14 protein-coding genes are annotated in these 19572 nt (G+C 65.1%); 7 read left to right on the top strand and 7 right to left on the bottom strand.

Features of this window, described 5'->3' with window-relative positions:
* Nucleotides 1-327 precede the first annotated feature (327 nt).
* From XBLMG947_RS15695 to XBLMG947_RS15705, 3 genes are all read left to right on the top strand, one after another.
* Nucleotides 328-1374: a hypothetical protein gene (locus tag XBLMG947_RS15695; RefSeq protein ID WP_065469564.1), complete on the top strand. Its 1047-nt coding sequence runs from the start codon at nt 328-330 to the stop codon at nt 1372-1374.
* 356 nt (nt 1375-1730) lie between these two features.
* Nucleotides 1731-2918: an endo-1,4-beta-xylanase gene (locus tag XBLMG947_RS15700; protein ID WP_167352036.1), complete on the top strand. Its 1188-nt coding sequence runs from the start codon at nt 1731-1733 to the stop codon at nt 2916-2918.
* Nucleotides 2919-3131: 213 nt separating this feature from the next.
* Nucleotides 3132-4169 carry an SMP-30/gluconolactonase/LRE family protein gene (locus tag XBLMG947_RS15705; RefSeq protein ID WP_065469565.1) on the top strand — a complete coding sequence of 346 codons (1038 nt, stop codon included), beginning with the start codon at nt 3132-3134 and terminating at the stop codon, nt 4167-4169.
* A gap of 459 nt (nt 4170-4628) precedes the next feature.
* On the opposite strand, the gene XBLMG947_RS21770 is transcribed toward XBLMG947_RS15705, so the two are convergent.
* Complete coding sequence (locus tag XBLMG947_RS21770) at nt 4629-4787, bottom strand: DUF2256 domain-containing protein (RefSeq protein ID WP_083993162.1); 159 nt, start codon at nt 4785-4787, stop codon at nt 4629-4631.
* 234 nt (nt 4788-5021) lie between these two features.
* On the opposite strand from XBLMG947_RS21770, the gene XBLMG947_RS15710 reads away from it, so the two are divergent.
* The 3 genes from XBLMG947_RS15710 to XBLMG947_RS15720 all read left to right on the top strand — a co-directional run bounded on the left by XBLMG947_RS15710 (nt 5022) and on the right by XBLMG947_RS15720 (nt 6441).
* Entirely contained in the window at nt 5022-5417 is a 396-nt protein-coding gene (locus XBLMG947_RS15710; RefSeq protein WP_065469566.1) for a hypothetical protein, read from the top strand.
* A gap of 98 nt (nt 5418-5515) precedes the next feature.
* Nucleotides 5516-5851, top strand: a complete 336-nt coding sequence (locus XBLMG947_RS15715) for a hypothetical protein (protein WP_065469567.1) — start codon at nt 5516-5518, stop codon at nt 5849-5851.
* Nucleotides 5852-6051: 200 nt separating this feature from the next.
* Nucleotides 6052-6441: a bleomycin resistance protein gene (locus XBLMG947_RS15720; RefSeq protein ID WP_065469568.1), complete on the top strand. Its 390-nt coding sequence runs from the start codon at nt 6052-6054 to the stop codon at nt 6439-6441.
* A gap of 225 nt (nt 6442-6666) precedes the next feature.
* On the opposite strand, the gene XBLMG947_RS15725 is transcribed toward XBLMG947_RS15720, so the two are convergent.
* From XBLMG947_RS15725 to XBLMG947_RS15750, 6 genes are all read right to left on the bottom strand, one after another.
* Entirely contained in the window at nt 6667-8139 is a 1473-nt protein-coding gene (locus XBLMG947_RS15725; RefSeq protein WP_065469569.1) for a mannitol dehydrogenase family protein, read from the bottom strand.
* A 128-nt stretch (nt 8140-8267) separates the two neighbouring features.
* Nucleotides 8268-10976, bottom strand: a complete 2709-nt coding sequence (locus tag XBLMG947_RS15730; RefSeq protein WP_065469570.1) for a glycoside hydrolase family 3 protein — start codon at nt 10974-10976, stop codon at nt 8268-8270.
* Nucleotides 10977-10978: 2 nt separating this feature from the next.
* The gene (locus XBLMG947_RS15735; RefSeq protein WP_065469575.1) at nt 10979-12673 is read right to left on the bottom strand and encodes a glycoside hydrolase family 43 protein; all 1695 of its coding nucleotides are present in this window, start codon (nt 12671-12673) and stop codon (nt 10979-10981) included.
* Nucleotides 12673-13932 (bottom strand): D-mannonate dehydratase ManD, encoded by a 1260-nt coding sequence (gene manD / locus XBLMG947_RS15740; RefSeq protein WP_065469571.1) that lies wholly within the window; start codon nt 13930-13932, stop codon nt 12673-12675. The genes XBLMG947_RS15735 and manD overlap by 1 nt, the downstream gene beginning before the upstream one ends.
* A gap of 11 nt (nt 13933-13943) precedes the next feature.
* A complete protein-coding gene (locus tag XBLMG947_RS15745; protein WP_065469572.1) occupies nt 13944-15911 on the bottom strand; it encodes a sialate O-acetylesterase in 1968 nt (655 codons plus the stop codon).
* Nucleotides 15908-18103, bottom strand: a complete 2196-nt coding sequence (locus tag XBLMG947_RS15750; RefSeq protein WP_065469573.1) for an alpha-glucuronidase family glycosyl hydrolase — start codon at nt 18101-18103, stop codon at nt 15908-15910. Before XBLMG947_RS15750 ends, XBLMG947_RS15745 begins: the two co-directional genes overlap by 4 nt.
* A 176-nt stretch (nt 18104-18279) precedes the next feature.
* Here XBLMG947_RS15750 and XBLMG947_RS15755 point away from each other — a divergent pair, with 176 nt between their 5' ends.
* On the top strand, nt 18280-19347 hold the full coding sequence (locus XBLMG947_RS15755; protein WP_065469576.1) for a LacI family DNA-binding transcriptional regulator: 1068 nt from the start codon (nt 18280-18282) through the stop codon (nt 19345-19347).
* The last annotated feature ends 225 nt before the right edge of the window (nt 19348-19572 follow it).

The raw sequence follows: 19572 nt of genomic DNA on the forward strand, positions 1-19572 counted from the left end.
ACCGGCTGGCTGAAGCGGTGCCCGGGCTGCCCGGTGCATGCGCAACGTCTGCAGCCCACATGTGCTGCGCCTGGGCCAATGATGCAGGCGCAGGCATGCTTCATCGCCTTGAATGGCCGTGGATGGCGGCAGCGCTGCGGTATCGATCTATGGGGCACCCCATGAACCGCACAACGCATTGCGTCGCGACAAGGCTGTGATGCAGGTCGACGGATGCGTGCCGCGCGATCCGTGGCCTCGCCAACGGACAGATCGCTTCCGGCTTGGCCGTGGTGCGGCGTTACGGGCCCGCATGATCCCGCACGCCACCCATCATCAGGAACGGAAATGAAACATATCGGGGCAAACTCCTTGCTTGCCGCTTGCCTCCTTGCAAGCACGGCCAGCGCCGCGGACACAACGCAAACCGCCGCGATCGCATCGGCTGGTCGTCCCGCAGCGATGTCGTCCTGGGAAACCACGATCCGCCAGGAGGCGCCCGCGATGGAGGGTTGCTTCCGTTCGACCTTTCCGGACATGGGCTGGCAGGCGGTGCGCTGCATGGCGCCGTCCCCAAGCGTCCCGCTACCGCCGACCGCCAGCCGCGGTGACGGCCATATCACCACCGCACACAGCGACAGCGTGTTCGGTGCCGGGAATGGCGCCGACTACGCCGCCCGGACCGGCAAGCCCACCCGCTCGGCGATCGGTTCGTTTCCCAGCGTGAGCGGCGTGACCACCGGCGTGGTCGACTATTCGCTGCAGATCAACACCGACACCGTCAGCGATCCGACCACCTGTACACAGTTCGGTTACTCCTCATGCCAGGCCTGGCAGCAGTTCATCTACGCCACCGACTATGATGGCAAGATCGGCAACGGTCGGAGTCCCGTGGTCTTCATCGAGAACTGGCTCTACCCGGGCACTGCCTCCGAGTTCCAGTCGATCGGCTGCCCGTCCGGTTGGAAAGCCTTGCCCAAGATCACCGCCGGTTATCGCGACAGCAACCTGACGAGCGCACCGCTGGTGCCGCTTTCGCAGATCGGCAGCATGACGCTGAGCGCCTCGGCGACCGCGGGAGGCGTGGATACCGTGACGCTTTCAGTGAATGGACAAGCCTACAGCCTGAGCCAGAACGCCTCCACGCTAAACATCAACAGGGTCTGGCGGCAGTCCGAATTCAATGTCTTCGGCAACGACGACAACAGCCCGCTGGTGTCGTTCAACCGCGGCTCGCGGGTGACGGTGAAGGTGGCCGTCAACGACGGAACGACCAAGGCCCCTGTGTGCCTGGGCGACGCCGGCACCACCTTCGAGCAGAACAACCTGACGCTCGGCAGTTGCACCGCTTCCGGCGGCGCGTCGCCGAACATCACCTTCACCCAAAGCAACTGATCGTGCATCCGACGCCCGGGAGGCCATGGCCTCCCGGGCGTTTTTGTGCCGGCTGCTGCTGCGTCGGCCGTGGGTGATGTGCCGCGTCCTTGCAGCGGCGCGCGCGGGGATCGGTCTGGCGTCGATGGCCGCGATCGCGATCAACGGGGCTGTCGGCGATGCGCAAGGCCGGTCGGGCGCCGCCTCGATCCGGCACGATGCTGCTCCTGCAGAAGGGAGCGGCTATGCTGCAACGCCAGCGCCGTCTGCCCGATGCGGGCTCTGCGAGCCTGGTGTCACCGAAGCGTGGTGCGCTCCCGCCGCGTGGCCGCGTCTCTACCAGTTGCCGTCTCCTTCTCACTCACCGAGCTGCCGCCATGTCCGCACGTCACCGGTTGTCCTTCTTGTTGCTGGCCGGCATGGTGGGCAACATCGCGATCGCCAGTGCTGCGCCATCGTCGGTCGCGACCGCGCCTTGTCCGAAGCAGACGCTCAAGCAGGCCTATGCCGAAGCATTCCTGATCGGCACGGCCGTCAACGCCGAGATCGTCTCCGCTCGCGATGCTGCGGCCGCCGCCTTGGTCGCCTGCCACTTCAATGCGCTGACGCCCGAGAACGTGATGAAGGCCGAAGTGGTATCGCCGCGCCGCGGCGTCCACGATTTCGCCGCCGCCGATGCCTTCGTCGATTTCGCGCGTGCGCAGCACATGTTCGTGGTTGGTCACACCCTGGTCTGGCACAACCAGACGCCGGAGTGGTTTTTCACCACCGCCGATGGTCGACCCGATACGCCTGCACAGCAGGTAGAGCGCATGCGTGCGCACATCGAAGCGGTGGCGGGGCGTTACAAAGGCAAGGTGCAGGCCTGGGATGTGGTCAACGAAATCATCGACGAAGATGGCAGTTACCGTTCGACCAACTGGGTGCAGCGCGTTGGCGATGGCGACGCGGTGGTCCGCAACGCCTTCACCTTTGCGCAGCGCTATGCACCGGAGGCGCAGCTCTACTACAACGACTTCAACGCCTGGCAGCCGGCCAAACGCGACGGCATCGTCCGCATGGTCAAGATGCTGCAGCAGGCCGGTGTCCGCGTCGATGGCGTGGGCATGCAAGGCCATTGGGGGCTGAACTACCCCAGCCTGCGCGATATCGAAGAGGCGATCGATGCCTACGCCGCGCTCGGCGTCAAGGTCATGATCACCGAGCTGGACATCGACGTGTTGCCACTGACCAAGGAGGGCCAGGTGATTGGCACCGGCATGGCGCACAAACAGTTTCAACTGCCGGAATTCAAGCGCTTTCTCGATCCGTATCGCGATGGCCTGCCTGCCGATGTGCAGGCGCAATTGCGCGACCGCTATGCCGAACTGTTCGCGCTGTTCTGGCGCAAGCGCGACAAGATCGCGCGCGTCAGCGTGTGGGGCGTAAGCGATGCCATGTCGTGGAAAAACGATTACCCGGTGCCTGGCCGCACCAACTATCCGCTGCTGTTCGATCGTAATCATCAACCCAAACCGGCGTTGGATGCGGTGCTGGCGGTGCCCGCCGCGACCGACGCACGCTAGCGGCTGCCCGCCCAAGCGCAACCGACACGCCGATTGCGTAGCCGCCAGGCGAGCGTGGCCGGTGCTCGGTGCGGTATGTAGTACTCGGATATTGCCTTGCTGTGCGCCGTCTGCGCGCCTGATGCGTGCTCGCGACGTGTTGGTCGCCGCTGTACGCACGCGCTTGCACGCGCGTGATGGCATCATGCCCCCACCCTGAGACAGGACTGACCGATGCGCTTGCCGCCTTATCTGCTGTTGGCCGTGCCGTTGCTGGCGGTGCTTGCTGCATGGACCAACCAGCCTCCACCGACGCCGCGTTTTCCGGCCATCGGCCAGCTGCAGACCTTCGACCGCAGCTTCGGTGATGTGGTGGCAAGCGATGCGCGTATCGAGAAGCTCACCGAAGGCTTTACCTGGTCCGAAGGCCCGGCTTGGGTACGCAACGGCGGCTACCTGTTGTTCAACGATGTGCCCGAAAACAAGCTGTATCGCTGGTCCGAGAAGGCTGGCCTGTCGGTCTTGCTGTCGCCCTCCGGCTACACCGGCCCGGAGCTGCCCACACTGCGCGAAGCCGGCGCCAATGGGTTGTACGCCGAGCCCGGTGGTACCGTGCTGCTTGCCGATTCCGGCACGCGCATCCTGGCCAGGCTCGACCCGGTCACGCGCAAGAAGACACCGCTTGCGACCGCTTTCGAAGGCCACCGTTTCAACAGCCCCAACGATGTCGTGCGTCGCAGCGACGGCGTGGTGTTCTTCACCGATCCGCCGTATGGGTTGAAGGACATGGATGCATCTCCGGTCAAGGAACTGCGCTTCAACGGCGTCTATCGTCTGGACATCGATGGCAGCGTGCATCTGCTGGACGACAGCTTGCGCTTGCCCAACGGCATCGCACTGTCGCCGGATGCGCGCACCTTGTACGTCTCCAACTCCGATCCGCAACGGCCGGCCTGGATGGCGTACGCACTCGATGCGCGGGGTGCGGTCACCGGCAAACGCGTGTTCGCCGATGCCTCCGACCTGATTGCCAAGGACGTGCCTGGGTTGCCCGACGGCATGGCAGTGGCCGCCGACGGCACGCTGTTCGCTACCGGCCCAGGCGGGGTGATCGTGTTCAACCCCGCCGGCCAACGCTTGGGCCGCATCGCCACCGGCGAGGCCGTCTCCAACTGTACGTTCGGCGACGATGGCCACACGCTGTATATGACCTCGCACGCGATGCTGGCGCGCGTGCGCGTGAAGTCGCTGGGGTTGCAGTTCGTGCAGTAGGCGATCGTGGCGATGCCGCTGCATCGGCTTGTCATCTCATCGCCGGGGACAACCAACAGTCTCGCTGCGCACGGCATTTGACGGCAGCGGGGGTTGCCGCATGCAGTCGCTTCGTCGGCTGCGTTGCGCGCTGGCGGCTCCCGATCCCGACTGCGGTGTCGGCGCACCAAGTCATGCACCCAGCTGGCGATCTGCACCGCGGCTGGCGGCCACAACGGCGCTGCACCGCGTAAAACAGTTCTGCACTCCATCGGTCTTACATCGTGGAGGCCGCAGCAGCGCCTGTTGCGACACATCACGCGGCTGTTCGTGCAGCGCCACGTTCGAGTCTGCTACAAAAAAAGTGGATGACAGCAATCGCGCTGCGCGCAGCATGCATCGAAGAACGCAAGCTGCACTCAGCGGAGCTTGGCACGTGCGCTAACTGAAGCTGCGCAGCCTGCTCTGAGCGAATACCGACTACGGAGCAGAGCGGCGACGCTTGCTGTCGCCCCGGCATCGGTCCGAGCAGTACTTCACCTCATCCCACACGCGCTCCCACTTCTTGCGCCAACAAAATGGCCGCCCGCACTGCAGGCAGACCTTCTGTGGTAGATCCTGTTTTTTGCGCGTCGCCATATCGTCGGAAGATCTGACGCATGTGTCGGTGAACAGAGCGTAAGCATGTCATGGCGAGGTCCGATGCGGAAATCTCTCCAGGGTTTCAGGCAGGCAATGACACAGCGCTGCTGGGCCTGGCGTGGGATGCGTACGCACGCGCTTTGTTATAGTGCGTGGGCGCCAGCTGACGCACGTCTCTGATACCAGAAGGCGCTACGCGGCACATGCTCACCATTCCAAACAAGGACGTTCGTGAATGCATTTCTGCTGGTCGTGTCGGCGCTACTGTACGTTGCCGCGCTGTGTCTTCCCGCGCTGCATGGCGGTGCCGAGCAAGTGAGCGGCGTCGTGCTCCTCTTGTTCGGCTGGATCCAGGTGCTCGACGGCCAATGCATCGCCTGGTGGATCAACCTGCTGTTCTTCGGTGCGTGGCTCTGTTATTTCGTCAAATTTCATCGAACGGCATCGGGCTTGCTGGTTGCAGCCTGCGTAATCGAAATGGATACCTTCCGTGCCACCGGCTATCTCAAGAACGAAGCCGGGCACGACGTGATGATCGACCGGGTGGGTGCAACCTTCTACATTTGGGAACTGAGCTTTCTTGCGCTGCTGATCGTGGTGCTGATGCGTCTTTCGAAAAAAACGTAGCATCAAGCAAGCAACGACGCTTTGATCGCGCAAGCGCCTGTCAGGTCTTCAAGCGCGTGTGCGAACGAACCGGTCACCTGCATCGAGCTTTGACATATATGTTGCGAATCAAGTGGAACCGCAAGATGATCTTGGCGCTGACGGCGGTGGTCATTGCCTGTATCGCTTCGAATCCGGAACTCGCCTCGTTGGTGCCAGTGCTGGATACGCTGGGTCTGGACGTGTTTGCGTATGCGCTGGCAGGCCAGTTTGGCGCAGTGGTGCTGGGTAGGCTGATGCCCGGTTGCCGTGAGCGTTGCCTGCGGCGGGGCGGTCAGTTGGTGCATGCGCTGGGTTACGCTTTCAGCTTCTGCGTTGGTGGTTATCTGCGTCAGCTTGGCTGTTATGTCAGGCAGCTCGGCTGGGCAACTGTCGTCGCCGGCGCACGGGGCTGATGCCGTCCGGCGCTGCGGACCATGGTCACTTCACGTGCGGCCCACCAGGCGATCGCGTCGCCGCTGGTGCAGTGTGACCGGTGCAGGGCGTTGCATCACGGTCGCAGGTTTCCGCCATGCGCGCGTCGTTCGCACATGGCCGACCACTGCGCGCGATGTCCGTTAGCGATTCTGAAGCTTGGCTCCCACGGAGGTTGATCATGGAAACCCGCACCAACGTAGGCGCGCAAACCATCCCGACCCTGCCGAGTCGTTCGATCGCGCAGACAGTGGCGTTCTATCGGCGGCTCGGCTTTGTCGGCGATGCGCATCCGCACGATGCGGGGTACGCAATCCTGCGACGTGGCGATATGGAACTGCACTTCTTCGCGTATCCGGATCTGAATCCGGCAGACTGTTATGCGGGCTGTTACATCCGGGTGGTCGATGTCGATGCCATCCACGCAGCGATGAGCGTTGCGGCGCTGTCGGCGAAAGGCATTCCACGGCTCGATCCGGTCGGCGACAAACCCTGGGGCATGCGTGAGTTCGGGATCGTGGATGAGAGCGGCAATCTGCTGCGCATTGGACAGGTGATCGCGTCGCAGTAATGCAGTTGCGCGAGACAAATGACGACTGTGCCGGCCCGAATGATGCACATGCTCGCGCTGCACCGATCGGCGACACATCGTGCTCGTGCGGCATGCGATCAGGCGCGATGTGCTGCGGGCAGTTGAATTGCACAACGCATCTTCCAGGCCAAGAAACATCGTCCTGATTCCATGCAGCGGGAGGACCGTCGATGTCTTCCCCGTTGCATCGTTCGCTGCACTGCCTTACACCTCACGCATCGATCCAAGTGCCTGTGCCACGTCAGCCGGCGTGGCAGTACGCAGCGCTGCATAAGCCGTCTGCAAGGACGCACGAAAACGCGTGTCTGCGGACAAGGATCCGAACACTGCATCCAAGGTCAGGAAGGCGGTGACGTCATGACCTGCATCGCCGGTCGCTGCGCGTCCGAGCGCACTGAGGGTATCGTTGAGCGGGTCGACCAACGGCACGCCGGCATGTGCTTGCCGGCGGATGAAGTGCAGCCACGCAGCAACCGCCAGGCACAAGCGCTGGATCGGTTGGCCGGCAGTGCGTGCGTCGCCGATCGTGCCGAGCAGTCGCACCGGGATTTTTTGCGAGCCGTCCCAGGCGATCTGGGCGAGCAGATGGCGGATGGCGGGGTTGCGAAAACGGGCAAGGATGGCATCGCTGTAACGTTGCGCATCAAAGCCCTGCATGGACGGCAGGGTGGGGGTGATTTCCGTATGCATCAGCGTTTCGACGAACGTGGCAAGTGCGAGGTGCTGCATGGCGTCGGCCACGGTGTCCAGTTGCAGCAGGCTGCCGAGATACGCCAGCGCAGAGTGCGGCGCGTTGAGCAGGCGCAGCTTGGCGCGCGCGTATCCGGCGATATCGTCGCTCAGGGTGACGCCCGCGCGTTCGAATGCGGGGCGGCCGTTGCAGAAGCGATCTTCGATCACCCACTGGCTGTAGCGCTCGCGCTGGATCGGCCAGGCATCATGCACACCGAGCTGGTCTTGCACGCGTGTCCGCAGCGCGTCATCGGTGGCGGGCGTGATGCTGTCGACCATCGAGCGCGGGAAGGCGGCGTGTTGCGTGATCCACTCTGCCAGTGCGCGATCGGTCTGAGCTGCAAGCCGCACAACGGCGCGCTGCAACAGCGTGCCGTTGTCGGTCAGGTTATCGCAGCTGAGCACGGTGAATGGCGCGGTTCCATCGTGCATGCGTTGCTGCAGCCCGGCGACGAGGTAGCCGACGGCACTGCATGGGGCTGCGGGGTTGGCGATGTCGTGCGCGATGTCGGGATGCATCAGGTCGAGCAGGTCACCGGCCAGGCAATAGCCTTTCTCGGTGACGGTCAGCGTGACCAGACGCACTGCAGGGTCGGCAAGACGCGCGAGCACGGCAGTGTGTTCGTCCGCGGCGCAGAGCACCTCGCGGATGGCACCGATGACGCGCAGCTGCGGGTGTTCGTCGAGTAGCGCCAGTGTGTACAGGCCGTCCTGCGGACGTAAGGCATCGCGCACGTGGGGACTGTGCAGCGAGACGGCGCTGATCGCCCAGCTGGGATCTTCGGCAAGCAGGTCGTCGATGTAGACGGCCTGATGGGCGCGATGGAACGCGCCTGCGCCGAGATGCACGATGCCGATGCGCGTGTGTTCGGGGGTGTAGTCGGGGGTGAGGACCGCGCTCGGTAGCTGGGTGAGGGTTGTGGTGGAGAGTCGTGCGATTGGCATGAGATTTCGATTCGATGAGGTGCTGCGAGGCCTACCGGTAACCGTCGTTACGCCCAGCTCCGTTCGGTGCCATGGCCCGCGTCGTGCGACGCAGGACGTTGTTATCAGGCACGCACGCCCAGAGCGCGCTACTTGTCCGTCACCGTGAAGCGCTGCCTGGCGCGGATGTCTGCACTGGAGGCGCCGATCTGCACTTCATAGGCACCGTGGTCCACCGCGTACGCTTTGCGCTGCTCGTCGTAGATGCGCAGCGCGTCCTTTGCCTTGATGGTGAAGCGTAGCTCGCGCTGCTCGCCCGGTTGCAGGGCGATGCGTTGAAAGCCGCGCAACTCCTTGCCGGCGCGTTCGCGCTGTGGGTTGAGCGGATGCAGATACAGCTGCACCACATCATCGCCCGCGCGTTGGTCGGTGTTCTTCACTGAAACCGTGGCAGTGAGCGAACCATCGGTGCCCACGGTGCTGCGGTCAAGGCGCAGATCGGAATAGGCGAACTGCGTGTACGACAGGCCGTGACCGAACGGATACAGCGGCGTGCCGCCGAAGTAGCGGTAGGTGCGCCCACGCATGGCGTAGTCGTCGAACGCCGGCAGGGTTTCGCTTTCCTTGTAGAACGTCACCGGTAGCCGGCCGCCAGGATTGGCATCGCCGAACAGGGTGTCGGCCACCGCGGTGCCGCCGCGCTGACCGGGATACCAGGCCAGCAGGATGGCGGGCAAGTGCTGCTGCGCCCAATCGATGGCCAGCGCCGAACCGGTGGTCAGCACCGCCACCACCGGCTTGCCAGTGGCATGCAAGGCTTCGAGCAGGTCGCGCTGCGGCTTGGGCAGGCGTAGATCGGTGCGATCGCCACCGGCAAAGCCGGGATAGTTCACCTTCATCTCCTCGCCTTCGACATCGCCGGTCAGGCCACCGACGAAGACCACCACGTCGGCGCTGCGCGCCACGTCCAGCGCTTCCTGCAAGGGCGGCTTTGCGCCAGGTTGGCGCCAGGCCAGGCGTACCGCGGCATCGCGTTCGCCCTCGACGTATTCCAGTCGCAGGTCGTAGGCCCGGCCGGCCTGCAGCTGCACATCGACGCCGTCGGCGTGCAGGCGGTCGGCGGTAGCCCAGCGGTCGATCACCGGCTTGCCATCCAGGTACAGGCGCACGCCATCGTCGGCCGCCGCTTCCAGGTGGTAAGTGCCGGTGGTCGGCGGCACCAGCTGGCCGCTCCAGCGGATGCTGAAATTATCCGCCGGCACTGCCTCGCTCGGGCCGGCTTCGCCGCGCGCCAGCAGGTTGTCGGTCGGCGAGCCGCGGTCCCACTTGAAGCCGATCTGCGCATCCACCCGCGCCAAGGCCGGTGTGCCGGACAGCGCACGATTGCGGAAATACTCGCCACGCAAACCGCGCTCGGGCGAGTTGGCCGATGGCCGCAGGTATTGCGGCTCGATCAGCGGCGTGGCAGCAGGGTCGTCGCGTCCCTCGACCAGATCGGCGCCGCGCGCGTACAGCACCTGCGCGTTCGGGGCCGCGGCTCGGATGCCCTGCAATACGGTCACCGGTGCAGCCGGCGTGCCGTAGTAATTGCCCAGCAGTGCCATGGTGTCGTCGGCGGTCGGGCCGATCACCGCGATGCGCTTGAGCTTGGCCCGCGACAACGGCAGCAGGCCATCGTTCTTCAGCAGCACCAGCGATTCGCGTGCGGTGCGTCGCGCCAGCGCATCGTGCGCCGGCGATTGGTTGACCGAAGCCGGGATCTTCGACCAAGGCAACTGCCCGGGCGGATCGAACATGCCCAGGCGCATGCGCGCGGTCATCAAGGTCTGCAAGGCGGTGTCGATCTGCGCCTCGTCGATCAGGCCCTGGTGCACGGCCGCCGGCAGGGTGGCGTACTCCTCCCCGCATTCCAGCTCGGTGCCGTGCTTGACCGCCAGCGCGGCGGCTTGTTCGCGGGTGGCGACGATCTTGTGGTGTTTCCAGATATCCACGATCGCCCAGCAGTCGGACACCACGTAGCCCTTGAAGCCCCATTGCTGGCGCAGGACATCCTGCAGCAGGAACTTGCTGGCGCTGGCCGACGCGCCATACACGCGGTTGTAGGCGCCCATCACCGCGTCCACCTTGCCGTCCTTGACCAGCGCCTCGAACGCCGGCAGGTAGGTCTCGTACAGATCGCGCTGCGAGGGGCGCGCATCGAAGTGGTGACGATCGGCTTCCGGGCCGCTGTGCACGGCGAAATGCTTGGCGGTGGCGTCGAGCTTGCGGTAGCTCTCGCCCTGCGCGTTCTTCGGCGCATCGGCGCCTTCGCCCTGCAGGCCCTGCACGAAGGTCACGCCCATGCGCGCGGCCAGAAAAGGGTCCTCGCCGTAGGTCTCCTGGCCACGGCCCCAGCGTGGATCGCGGAAGATATTGATGTTCGGCGACCAGAACGTCAGCCCCTGATAGCGCTCGTGCTGGTTTTGGCGCAGGAATTGATGATGCTTGGCACGCGCCTCATCGCTGATCGCGGTGGCGACCTCGTGCATCAGCGGCAGGTCGAAGGTGGCGGCCATGCCGATCGCCTGTGGAAAGACCGTCGCTCCGCCGGCACGCGCGACGCCATGCAGCGCTTCATTCCACCAGTCGTAGGCGGGCACCTGCAGCCGCGGAATCGCCGGCGCGGCGTTCTGCATCTGCGCGGCCTTTTCTTCCAGCGTCATGCGCGACACCAGATCGGCGGCGCGTTGTTCGAAACTGCGTTGGGTATCCAGATACGGCGGCGGTGTGGCGGCATGGGCAGTGCCCACGGCGCACCCCACTGCAAGCAGGACGCCGTGCGCGAGCGAACGGAAACGGGCGGTCGGGTGCGAAGGCATGGTCAGTCCTGTGAAGGGCGGTCGGGGGGAGATAGGGCGAACGGCCCGATCATGCTGCCGGTGAAGCCGCCGGCCTGTGCGGTACTGAGAAAGCCGGCATCGTCGTCGCGGCGTAGCGATTGCCAGCCGCGGCCATCGGCATCGAAGGCGAAGCTGTAGGCACCGCCATCACCGCTGATCTGCAGCCGCACCTGTGCCGTTGCCGGGATGCGGGTCTGCGCCAGCGTGGTGGTGGTTGCGCCATCGCGCTTATCCAGGAACACCTGCACGGCGTCGCCATCGCGACGGATGCCGAGCGCATACCACGCGGTGGAATTCTGAAACGCGGCCAATCCCGCGCGCACGCCCGGCTGGGTTGGCACGGCCAGCGCGGTGCTGGCGGTGAAACGCGTATGTTGTTGGCGCCGTGCCAGAAACGCCGGCGTACCGGTGCCGTCCAGGCCCTGGCTGCTGGCATGGAGCGTCAACCAGCCCGCACGTGCGCGCAGGTCGGCCACGTCGTGCTTCGGCACCCGCACGGTCAGCCATTCGCGTTGCACTGTGGCCTGGTCGAAGTCGTCATGCCAGACGAAGTTGCCCGACAACGGCGCCTGCGCAGCAGGTGCCTTGGTGCCAGTGGGGGCCTTGGCAACGTAGGGGATGGGCTTTCCCGCCGGCAAGATCGATGGCCAGCCATCGCGCCATTGCACCGGCAGCAGGAACGTTTCGCGCCCGGTGTTGTAGCGATCGTCGCGATAGGGGCGGCTTGCGAGAAACACGGCCCACCACTGCCCATCGGGCGTGTCGACCAGATCCACGTGGCCGGCATTGCTGATCGGATGGGCGCGCTCGGCGGGCAGGTCGCGTTGGGTCAGGATGGGATTGTGTGGCGCGGGTGCATACGGCCCCCACACGGTGCGACTACGCAACACCACCTGCGAATGCTGCGGCCCGGTGCCGCCCTCGGCGCACGAGAGGTAATACCAACCATCGTGCTGATACAGGTGCGGGCCTTCGATCCAGATCGGCTTGCTGGCCACATCCACGCCACCGTTGAGCAACACCTTGCGCGGGCCGACCGGCTGGTTGGTGGCGATGTCCAAGCGCTGCATCCAGATGGCGCGATGCCCTTTGTACAACGGCGTGCCTTCCGGCGGGCCATTGTTGAGCAGGTAAGCACTGCCATCGGTATCGAAGAACAATGACGGGTCGATGCCATCGATGCCCGGCAACCACGTCAGCGCCGACCACGGACCTGCCGGATTGCTGGCGCTGGCGATGAAATTGCCACCGCTGTCCACTGCGGTGCCCACCACGTAAAAGCGTCCGTCGTGATGGCGGATGCTGGCCGCGAACATGCCGCGCGACATGCGCAGCCCGTCGTAATCGAGTTGCTCGCGGCGTTCGACCACATTGCCGATCTGCGTCCAGTGCACAAGATCGGTGCTTTCGAACACCGGGATCGCCGGGAAATACGCAAACGTCGAGTTGACCAGGTAGTAGTGCTCGCCGACGCGTGTGACGCTGGGGTCGGGATAGAACCCGGCCAGCACCGGGTTGCGGTAATGGCCGGCCGGCAGCGGCGTGGCGAACACCGCATCGTCGCCGCGGTAGTCGAACCAATCGAAGGCGACATCGGCAGACGCTTGCGCCTGCACGATCGCAGGCGCTGCCACGGCCATCAGCGCTTCCACACACATGGCGGCAAGCGCGCGCATCACCAGTCCCACATCGTGCCGTCTTCCAGCCGCGCCACCGGCAACTGTTTGGGCACGTACGGATACTTCGCTGCAAGCGTTTCATCGATCTCCACACCATGTCCGGGCGTTTCGCCGCAGTGCAGGCGGCCATCGCGAAACACGTAGTCATGCGGGAACACCGCATTGGCTTCGTCGGAATGGAACATGTACTCCTGGATGCCGAAGTTGGGCACCCAGGTGTCGAAGTGCAACGCCGCGCCCATGCATACCGGAGACAGATCGGTGGCGCCGTGGAAACCGGTCCGCACCTGATGCAGCGCGGCGAAATCGGCCAACCGGCGCAGGTGGGTGATCCCGCCCGCATGCACGATGGTGGTGCGGATGTAATCGATCAGCTGCTGTTCGATCAGGTGCTTGCAGTCCCAGATCGAATTGAACACCTCGCCCACTGCCAGTGGCGTCACCGTGTGCTGGCGAATGATTTCGAACGCGCGCTGATTTTCCGCCGGGGTGGCATCTTCCAGCCAGAACAGCCGGTACGGCTCCAGGTCGCGGCCCAGGCGCGCGGCTTCGATCGGTGTGAGCCGGTGATGCGCGTCGTGCAGCAACTCGACCTCATCGCCGTGATCGCTGCGCAATTGCTCGAACAACTTGGGCACCATGCCGAGATAGCGGGGCGTGGACCACATGGTTTCGGTGGGTAGCTCGCTTTCGGCCGGTTCGTACGGCTTGCCCCCGACGGAAATACCGTAGGCCTTCTTGATGCCGGGCACGCCGCATTGCGCGCGAATCGCCAGAAAGCCCATCTCGCGGAAGCGGCCCATTTCATCGCTGGTCTCGGCGATATCGCGGCCATTGGCGTGGCCATACACCAGCGCGCCTTCGCGCGAGCGCCCACCGAGCAGCTGATACAACGGCATGCCGGCCATCTTGCCCAGGATGTCCCACAACGCCACATCCACCGCGGCAATGGCGCTCATCGTCACCGGCCCGCGCCGCCAGTACGCGCCACGGTAGAAGAACTGCCAGATGTCTTCGATCCGGCCGGCATCGCGGCCAATCAGATTCGGCACCAGGTGTTCCTGCAGATACGCGGCCACTGCCAATTCGCGCCCATTGAGCGTGGCATCGCCCAGCCCGGCGATGCCCGAGCGCGTGCGGATCTTCAGGGTGACGAAATTGCGGCCGGGGCAGGTGACGATGACGCGTGCCTCGACGATCTCGCGATCGCGGGCGGAACCTTGCAGCGGTGCAGGGGAGTCGGAAGTCTGTGACATCGTGATCTCGCTCAGGGGGAAGAGGTGGACGTGATGGGAAGTTCGAACGGGCCGGCGGGCAGGCCGCTGCGGTCGTACAAGGTGCACACCGGGCTGTCGGCCCAGCAATAGCGCACGCGGGTGGCCTGCACGCCTGCGGGAACACGCAGGCTGATCGCGCGCCCGGACAGCGTGGCAGTGGTGTAGCGGCAGCTGCCGGCAGCGTCGCCGCATAGCGCGAAACCGATCGGCGCGTCGTTGCCGTAACTCAGCAGCGTGGCATCGACATCGTCGAAATCGATGCGTACGCTCTCGCCCTCGCGGCCCGCGCCGTGCGGCACCGGCCCGGACGCGGCAATCGCTTCGCCATACACCACGTGCCGCGCTGCACGCGCCAGGCGCCGACCTAGCTCTTGCTTGTTGGCCGGATGGATGTCGTAGCGGTCGCCGATATCGATCGCTACCGCCAACCCTGCGTGTGCGTCGTTGGCGACGAAGCGCCGTTGCGCCTCGCGCAATTGCGCCCAACCGCTTTCGGTCGGCTGGGTGGGCGGTGCGCCGTAATTGGCCAGCTGCACCACCAGCAACGGAAGCGCCGCGCCGAAGCGCTGCCGCCAGTCGCGCTGCCATGCGCTGAGCAGGGCAGGGTAATGCGCCGCATCGCCGGCATTGGATTCGCCCTGGTACCACAGCACGCCGCGCAGGCCCAGCTGCCCGAGCGGGGCGATCATGCCGTTGTACAAGGTGGTCAACCCGGCAGCCGACGACCACGGTGCGCGCGGTGGCGTGCCCACTACCTGCGGCACGATGTGGTATTGCCACGGGGCGTCCAGCGCCAGCGTGCTGCCATCGGCAAATTGCAGTGCGCGCGATTGCGCGTCGCCCAGCAAGCCGCCGCGTCGATAGGTATTGAGCACATTGAGCACGATGCTGTTGCGCCCGGCATGCAGCCGTCCGCGCGGCAACGCGTAGCGACGCGGCTGATCGGCACCATAGCTGCTCCCCACGCCGCGCCCGTTGACCCAGGTCTGGTCCAGCTCGTCCACCGGCCCCAGCAACAACGCGGCGTCCTGTGCGGCCTGTGCCTGGGTCAGCTCGACGCTGGTGCGGTACCAGACCATGCCGTTGAAGCCGACCAGTTGCGGCACGCCCCAGTCGTCCCACGCGCCCAGTGCGGGCGGCGCGGCCTGCCAGTCGCCGGGCGCATCGGGCTGCCAGGGTTCGCCTTCGCCGTGCGCATGCCACCAGGTTTCCCACAGCGCGGCCCAACGCGGTGCGGCCGCCACCGGGTCGGTGGCGTAACGCGCCAGCACATCCAGGGCCGGGCCATCGTCGCCGGCCCCGCGCAAGGCCTTCTCGCCGATCCAGGCCTGCATTTGCGAACCGCCCCATGAGGCGTTGATCAAGCCCATCGGCACCTCGACGCTCTTCTGTAACTCGCGCGCAAAGTAGTAACACGCGGCCGAAAAGTCCTTCACCGTCTCCGGCGTGGTGCGCTGCCACGTTGCTGCGCCACCGAAGCCGCGTTGCGGCAATGGGCTGGATTGCGCCGGTACCTTGAACAGGCGGATGGTGGGATGGTCGGCATCGGCAATCTCGCTGCGCGAATCCAGCGTGCGATGCACCTGCAGTTCCATGTTCGATTGCCCCGAACACAGCCAGACATCACCGATCAGGACATCGTCGATCTGTTGCACGACACCGTTGGCCGTGCTGGCCTTCAGGCGGTACGGGCCGCCGGCGGCATGCGCGGGCAGGCGCGTCTCCCAGTGCCCTTGCCGGTCTGCGCGCACGTGCGCCTGCGTCGTGTCCAGGTGCACCGTGATACGCGTGCCCGGTGCCGCATCGCCCCACAGGCGGATCGGCGCATCGCGCTGCAGCACCGCATGCTCCTGGAAGACCGGATGCAGCAGCAGCGGTGCGTCCGCAGCGCCAGCAAGTTGCGGGAGTAGCAACGCCGATAACGTACCGATCAAGACCTTGACGCGACGTGCGCTCACTTCGGATTCCCCGGTGCATACGGAAAGGTCAGTGCCTGGTAATACGCCAGCGGATGCGTCGGCGGGGTCACGCCGGCAGCCAGCGGGCGCCCCGACACACTCTGAAAATAGGCGATGCTGGCATCGCGCCACCAGCGCGCCTCACGCTGCTGGATGGCCAGAAAATCGGCCACCTGCCGATAGCGCTGTGCATCGATCTTGCCGGCGAGGCCTTGCCAGGTCGCGCGCATCGCAGCCACCTCGGCCACGCCATGATCGTAATGCCACACCAGCTCGTCCCACAGCGGCCTGCCGGAGGCCATGCGGTGATCCCACGGCACATGATGGAACCACAGCAACAACTGTTCCGGCACGCGCTGTACATCGCCGAACACGCGTGCGACCGGCGGCGCATATTGCGCAACGGCATCGCTGCCGCTGGCGCTGCGGTCGAAGCCAATGCCCTTGCGGTCGGCGCGGTGGTAATACACCGGGTCCCAGTCCGGGCGTTCGCTGCCGGCGTCCCACGGTGCCGGGCCATAATGGTGGCCGCGCCCCATCAGGTGATGCAGGCCGAGCGGTGTCATGTAATCCACCACCGCCTCGCGCGACCGCAGCATCATGCCGACCACCGGCTCGACCACCGCGGGATCGTTGGAAAACGTCATACGCACCCATTCCTGCGCAATCGCGCGCGGCGACAGTTGCGGGTCCCACGCCAGCCGCCCATACGCATACCAGTTGGCCTGATCGAAGATCGAGCCGCTCCAGTTGCGGTCTGCGCCGATATTGGCCACGCCCGCAATACCTGTCAGTCGCGTGCGTTTGGTATCGGTGAACAGGCTGCCATCCACCGCCTTCGCCACTGTCGAGCCCTTGCCGCGCGCATAGGTGTCGGCCTGCAAGGTCTCGGAAAACAGCGGACCCAGGTACGCCAGATGCGTGGAAAAGCCCAGATATTCCTTGGTGATCTGGAACTCCGGCATCAACGGCGTCTTGCGCATCGCACCGAACAACGGGTGAAACGGCTCGCGTGGCTGGAAGTCGATGGCGCCGTTTTTCACCTGCACGATCACGTTGTCGCGAAAGGCGCCATCCAGCGGCACGAACTCGCTGTACGCCTGCTTGGCGCGGTCGTCCGGCTGCTCATGCGAGTAGACGAAGGCGCGCCACATCACCACCCCGCCATGCGGCGCCAGTGCATCGGCCAGCAGGTTCGCGCCATCGGCATGGCTGCGTCCATAGTCCTGCGGGCCGGGCTGGCCTTCGGAATTGGCCTTGACCAAGAACCCGCCGAAATCCGGAATGCGCGCGTAGATGTCATTGGCTTTGTCGCGCCACCAGCGTTGTACGCGCGGATCCAGTGGGTCGGCGGTTTTCAAACCACCAATCTCGATGGGTGCACTGAAGCGCGCGCTGAGAAACACGCGAATGCCATACGGACGAAACACCTTCGCCAGTGCCGCGGCCTTGTCCAGGTACGGCGGCGTCAGACTCAACGCCTTGGCATTGACGTTGTTGAGCACGGTGCCATTGATGCCCAGCGACGCGTTGGCGCGTGCGTAGTCGGTGTAGCGCGGATCCAGGTAGCCGGGCAGCGTCTGCCAGTTCCACAGCGACGCACCGGCATAACCACGTTCCACCAGACCATCGAGATTGTCCCAATGATTGAGCATGCGCAGCTGCAGGCGCGGCGATGCGCGCACATCCAGCGCCGTCAGCGATTGCCCGGTCTGCAGCAAACGCAACAGGTGGAACGCACCGTATAAAACACCGATATCGCTGCCGCCGACAATGGCCGTGATGCGATGTCCATCCACGTCGATGCGACGGAGCAGGTAGCCCTCGCGGCCCAACTGGCGGGTCTGCAGCTTCAAGGCAGCGATCTGTGGCGCGGTGGCGGCGCCCAGCACAATCGCGCCATCGCGCGTCACCGCGTCTACGTGCGGCGGCGTGCGTCCCAGCAAACCCTGCAGGCCACGCTCCAGTTCGTTGCGTGCTGCATGCAGGGTGGGCGAGTCGCCGACCACGACCAGCTCGCTGGTGCTGTCACGCAATTGCGCGGCATTGGCCAGCGGCGGGTAGCGCAACCATAAATCGTAGCCGTCCTGCGCACGCGCGCTGACGGTGGCCAGCAGGCCGCCGCACAGGAGCGTCAGCCACATCAGGCACTGCAGCGGAAATGTGCCGACACCGGCGCCATGTCGCTTCAATCTAGACCCACTCATGCAGCATGCTCCAGCGCGACGCGTGCATGCAGGCGCATATCGCCGCTCTGCCTGCTTCCCGGTACCATGGCGCGCACCGTCATGCCTGCACGCGGCGCCCGCGTTACCCCGGCAGCGCCTGTGCACCCCGCAGTTTTCGCACGCAGTTGAAGAGGCCACGCTTGGAGAAAGTCAGGAAATCGGTCCGCCGCACCAGCCGCGCGACCACCATCGACGAGGTGGCGGCGCTGGCGAAGGTGTCGCCGATGACGGTCTCGCGCGTGGTCAACAACACCGGCAGCGTGCGCGATGCCACCCGCGAACGGGTCATGCGTGCGGTCGACAAGCTGGGCTACACGCCCAATCTTGCTGCCAGCGCATTGGCGGCCGCGCAGAGCACGCGGATTGCGTTGATCTACAGCGATCCCAGCGGTGCCTATTTGCGCGAGTTGCTGCTGGGCGTGTTGCGGGTTGCCTCGCGGACCTCGATCCAGCTGGTGATCGATTGCTGGGACGACCTGGACGCCGATGCCGAACGTAAGGCGGCACGCAAGCTCGCCAAAGGCGTTGCCGGCGTGATCCTGCCGCCGCCCTTGTGCGAATCCAGGGCCGCAGTGCTGGAATTGGTACGCGCCAAGGTGCCGGTGGTGGCGATCGCCTCCAACCATTTCAGCCCGGATGTCGCGTGTGTGCGCATCGACGAATTCGCTGCTGCAAAGGAGATCACCGAACACTTGATCGCACAGGGGCATACGCGCATCGGCTATATCGCCGGGCATCCGAACCTGTCCGCCAGTACGCGGCGCTTCGAAGGCTTTCAGGCGGCGCTGGCAGACGCCGGTTTGCGCCTGGATCGACGCTTGGTGCAGCCGGGCGATTACACCTACAAATCCGGCTTGGTCGCCACCGAAAAACTGCTGGCGCGCAAACGTCGCCCCAGCGCCATCTTCGCCAGTAACGACGACATGGCCGCAGCCGCCATCTCGGTCGCGCATCGGCGTGGGCTGGATGTGCCGCGCGACCTGTCGGTGGTCGGGTTCGACGATACCTCTGCCGCCACTGCGGTATGGCCCGAAATCACCACTGTGCAACAGCCCATCGCCGCCATGGCCGATGCCGCGCTGGACATCCTGCTGAAGACGATTCGCGCCAAGGAGCGTACGGCGAAGATGGTCGATCATGTGGTCGCGCACCTGCTGGTCAAGCGGGATTCGGTGGCCGCACCGACAGCGGACGATGCGACCGAGTAAACGGAGCGATCGGACGACTACATCGCCGCAAGGCCGACGATGCGGTGACATCACCGACCTGCATGTCACAGGCGGGGAGTGCGGATGTGAGTCCACTGACCTTGTTATCGCTCACCATGTTGGCAGCCATTCCTGACGCTCGCACTGTTGTACCTGGTGCGCCGTTGCAGTGCAGAGACGCATTGCACACGCGCCTCGTTAAACGAAGCGCGTGCTGTGGCGACG

This window comes from Xanthomonas bromi (genome assembly GCF_900092025.1).
GTDB classification, from domain to species: domain Bacteria; phylum Pseudomonadota; class Gammaproteobacteria; order Xanthomonadales; family Xanthomonadaceae; genus Xanthomonas; species Xanthomonas bromi.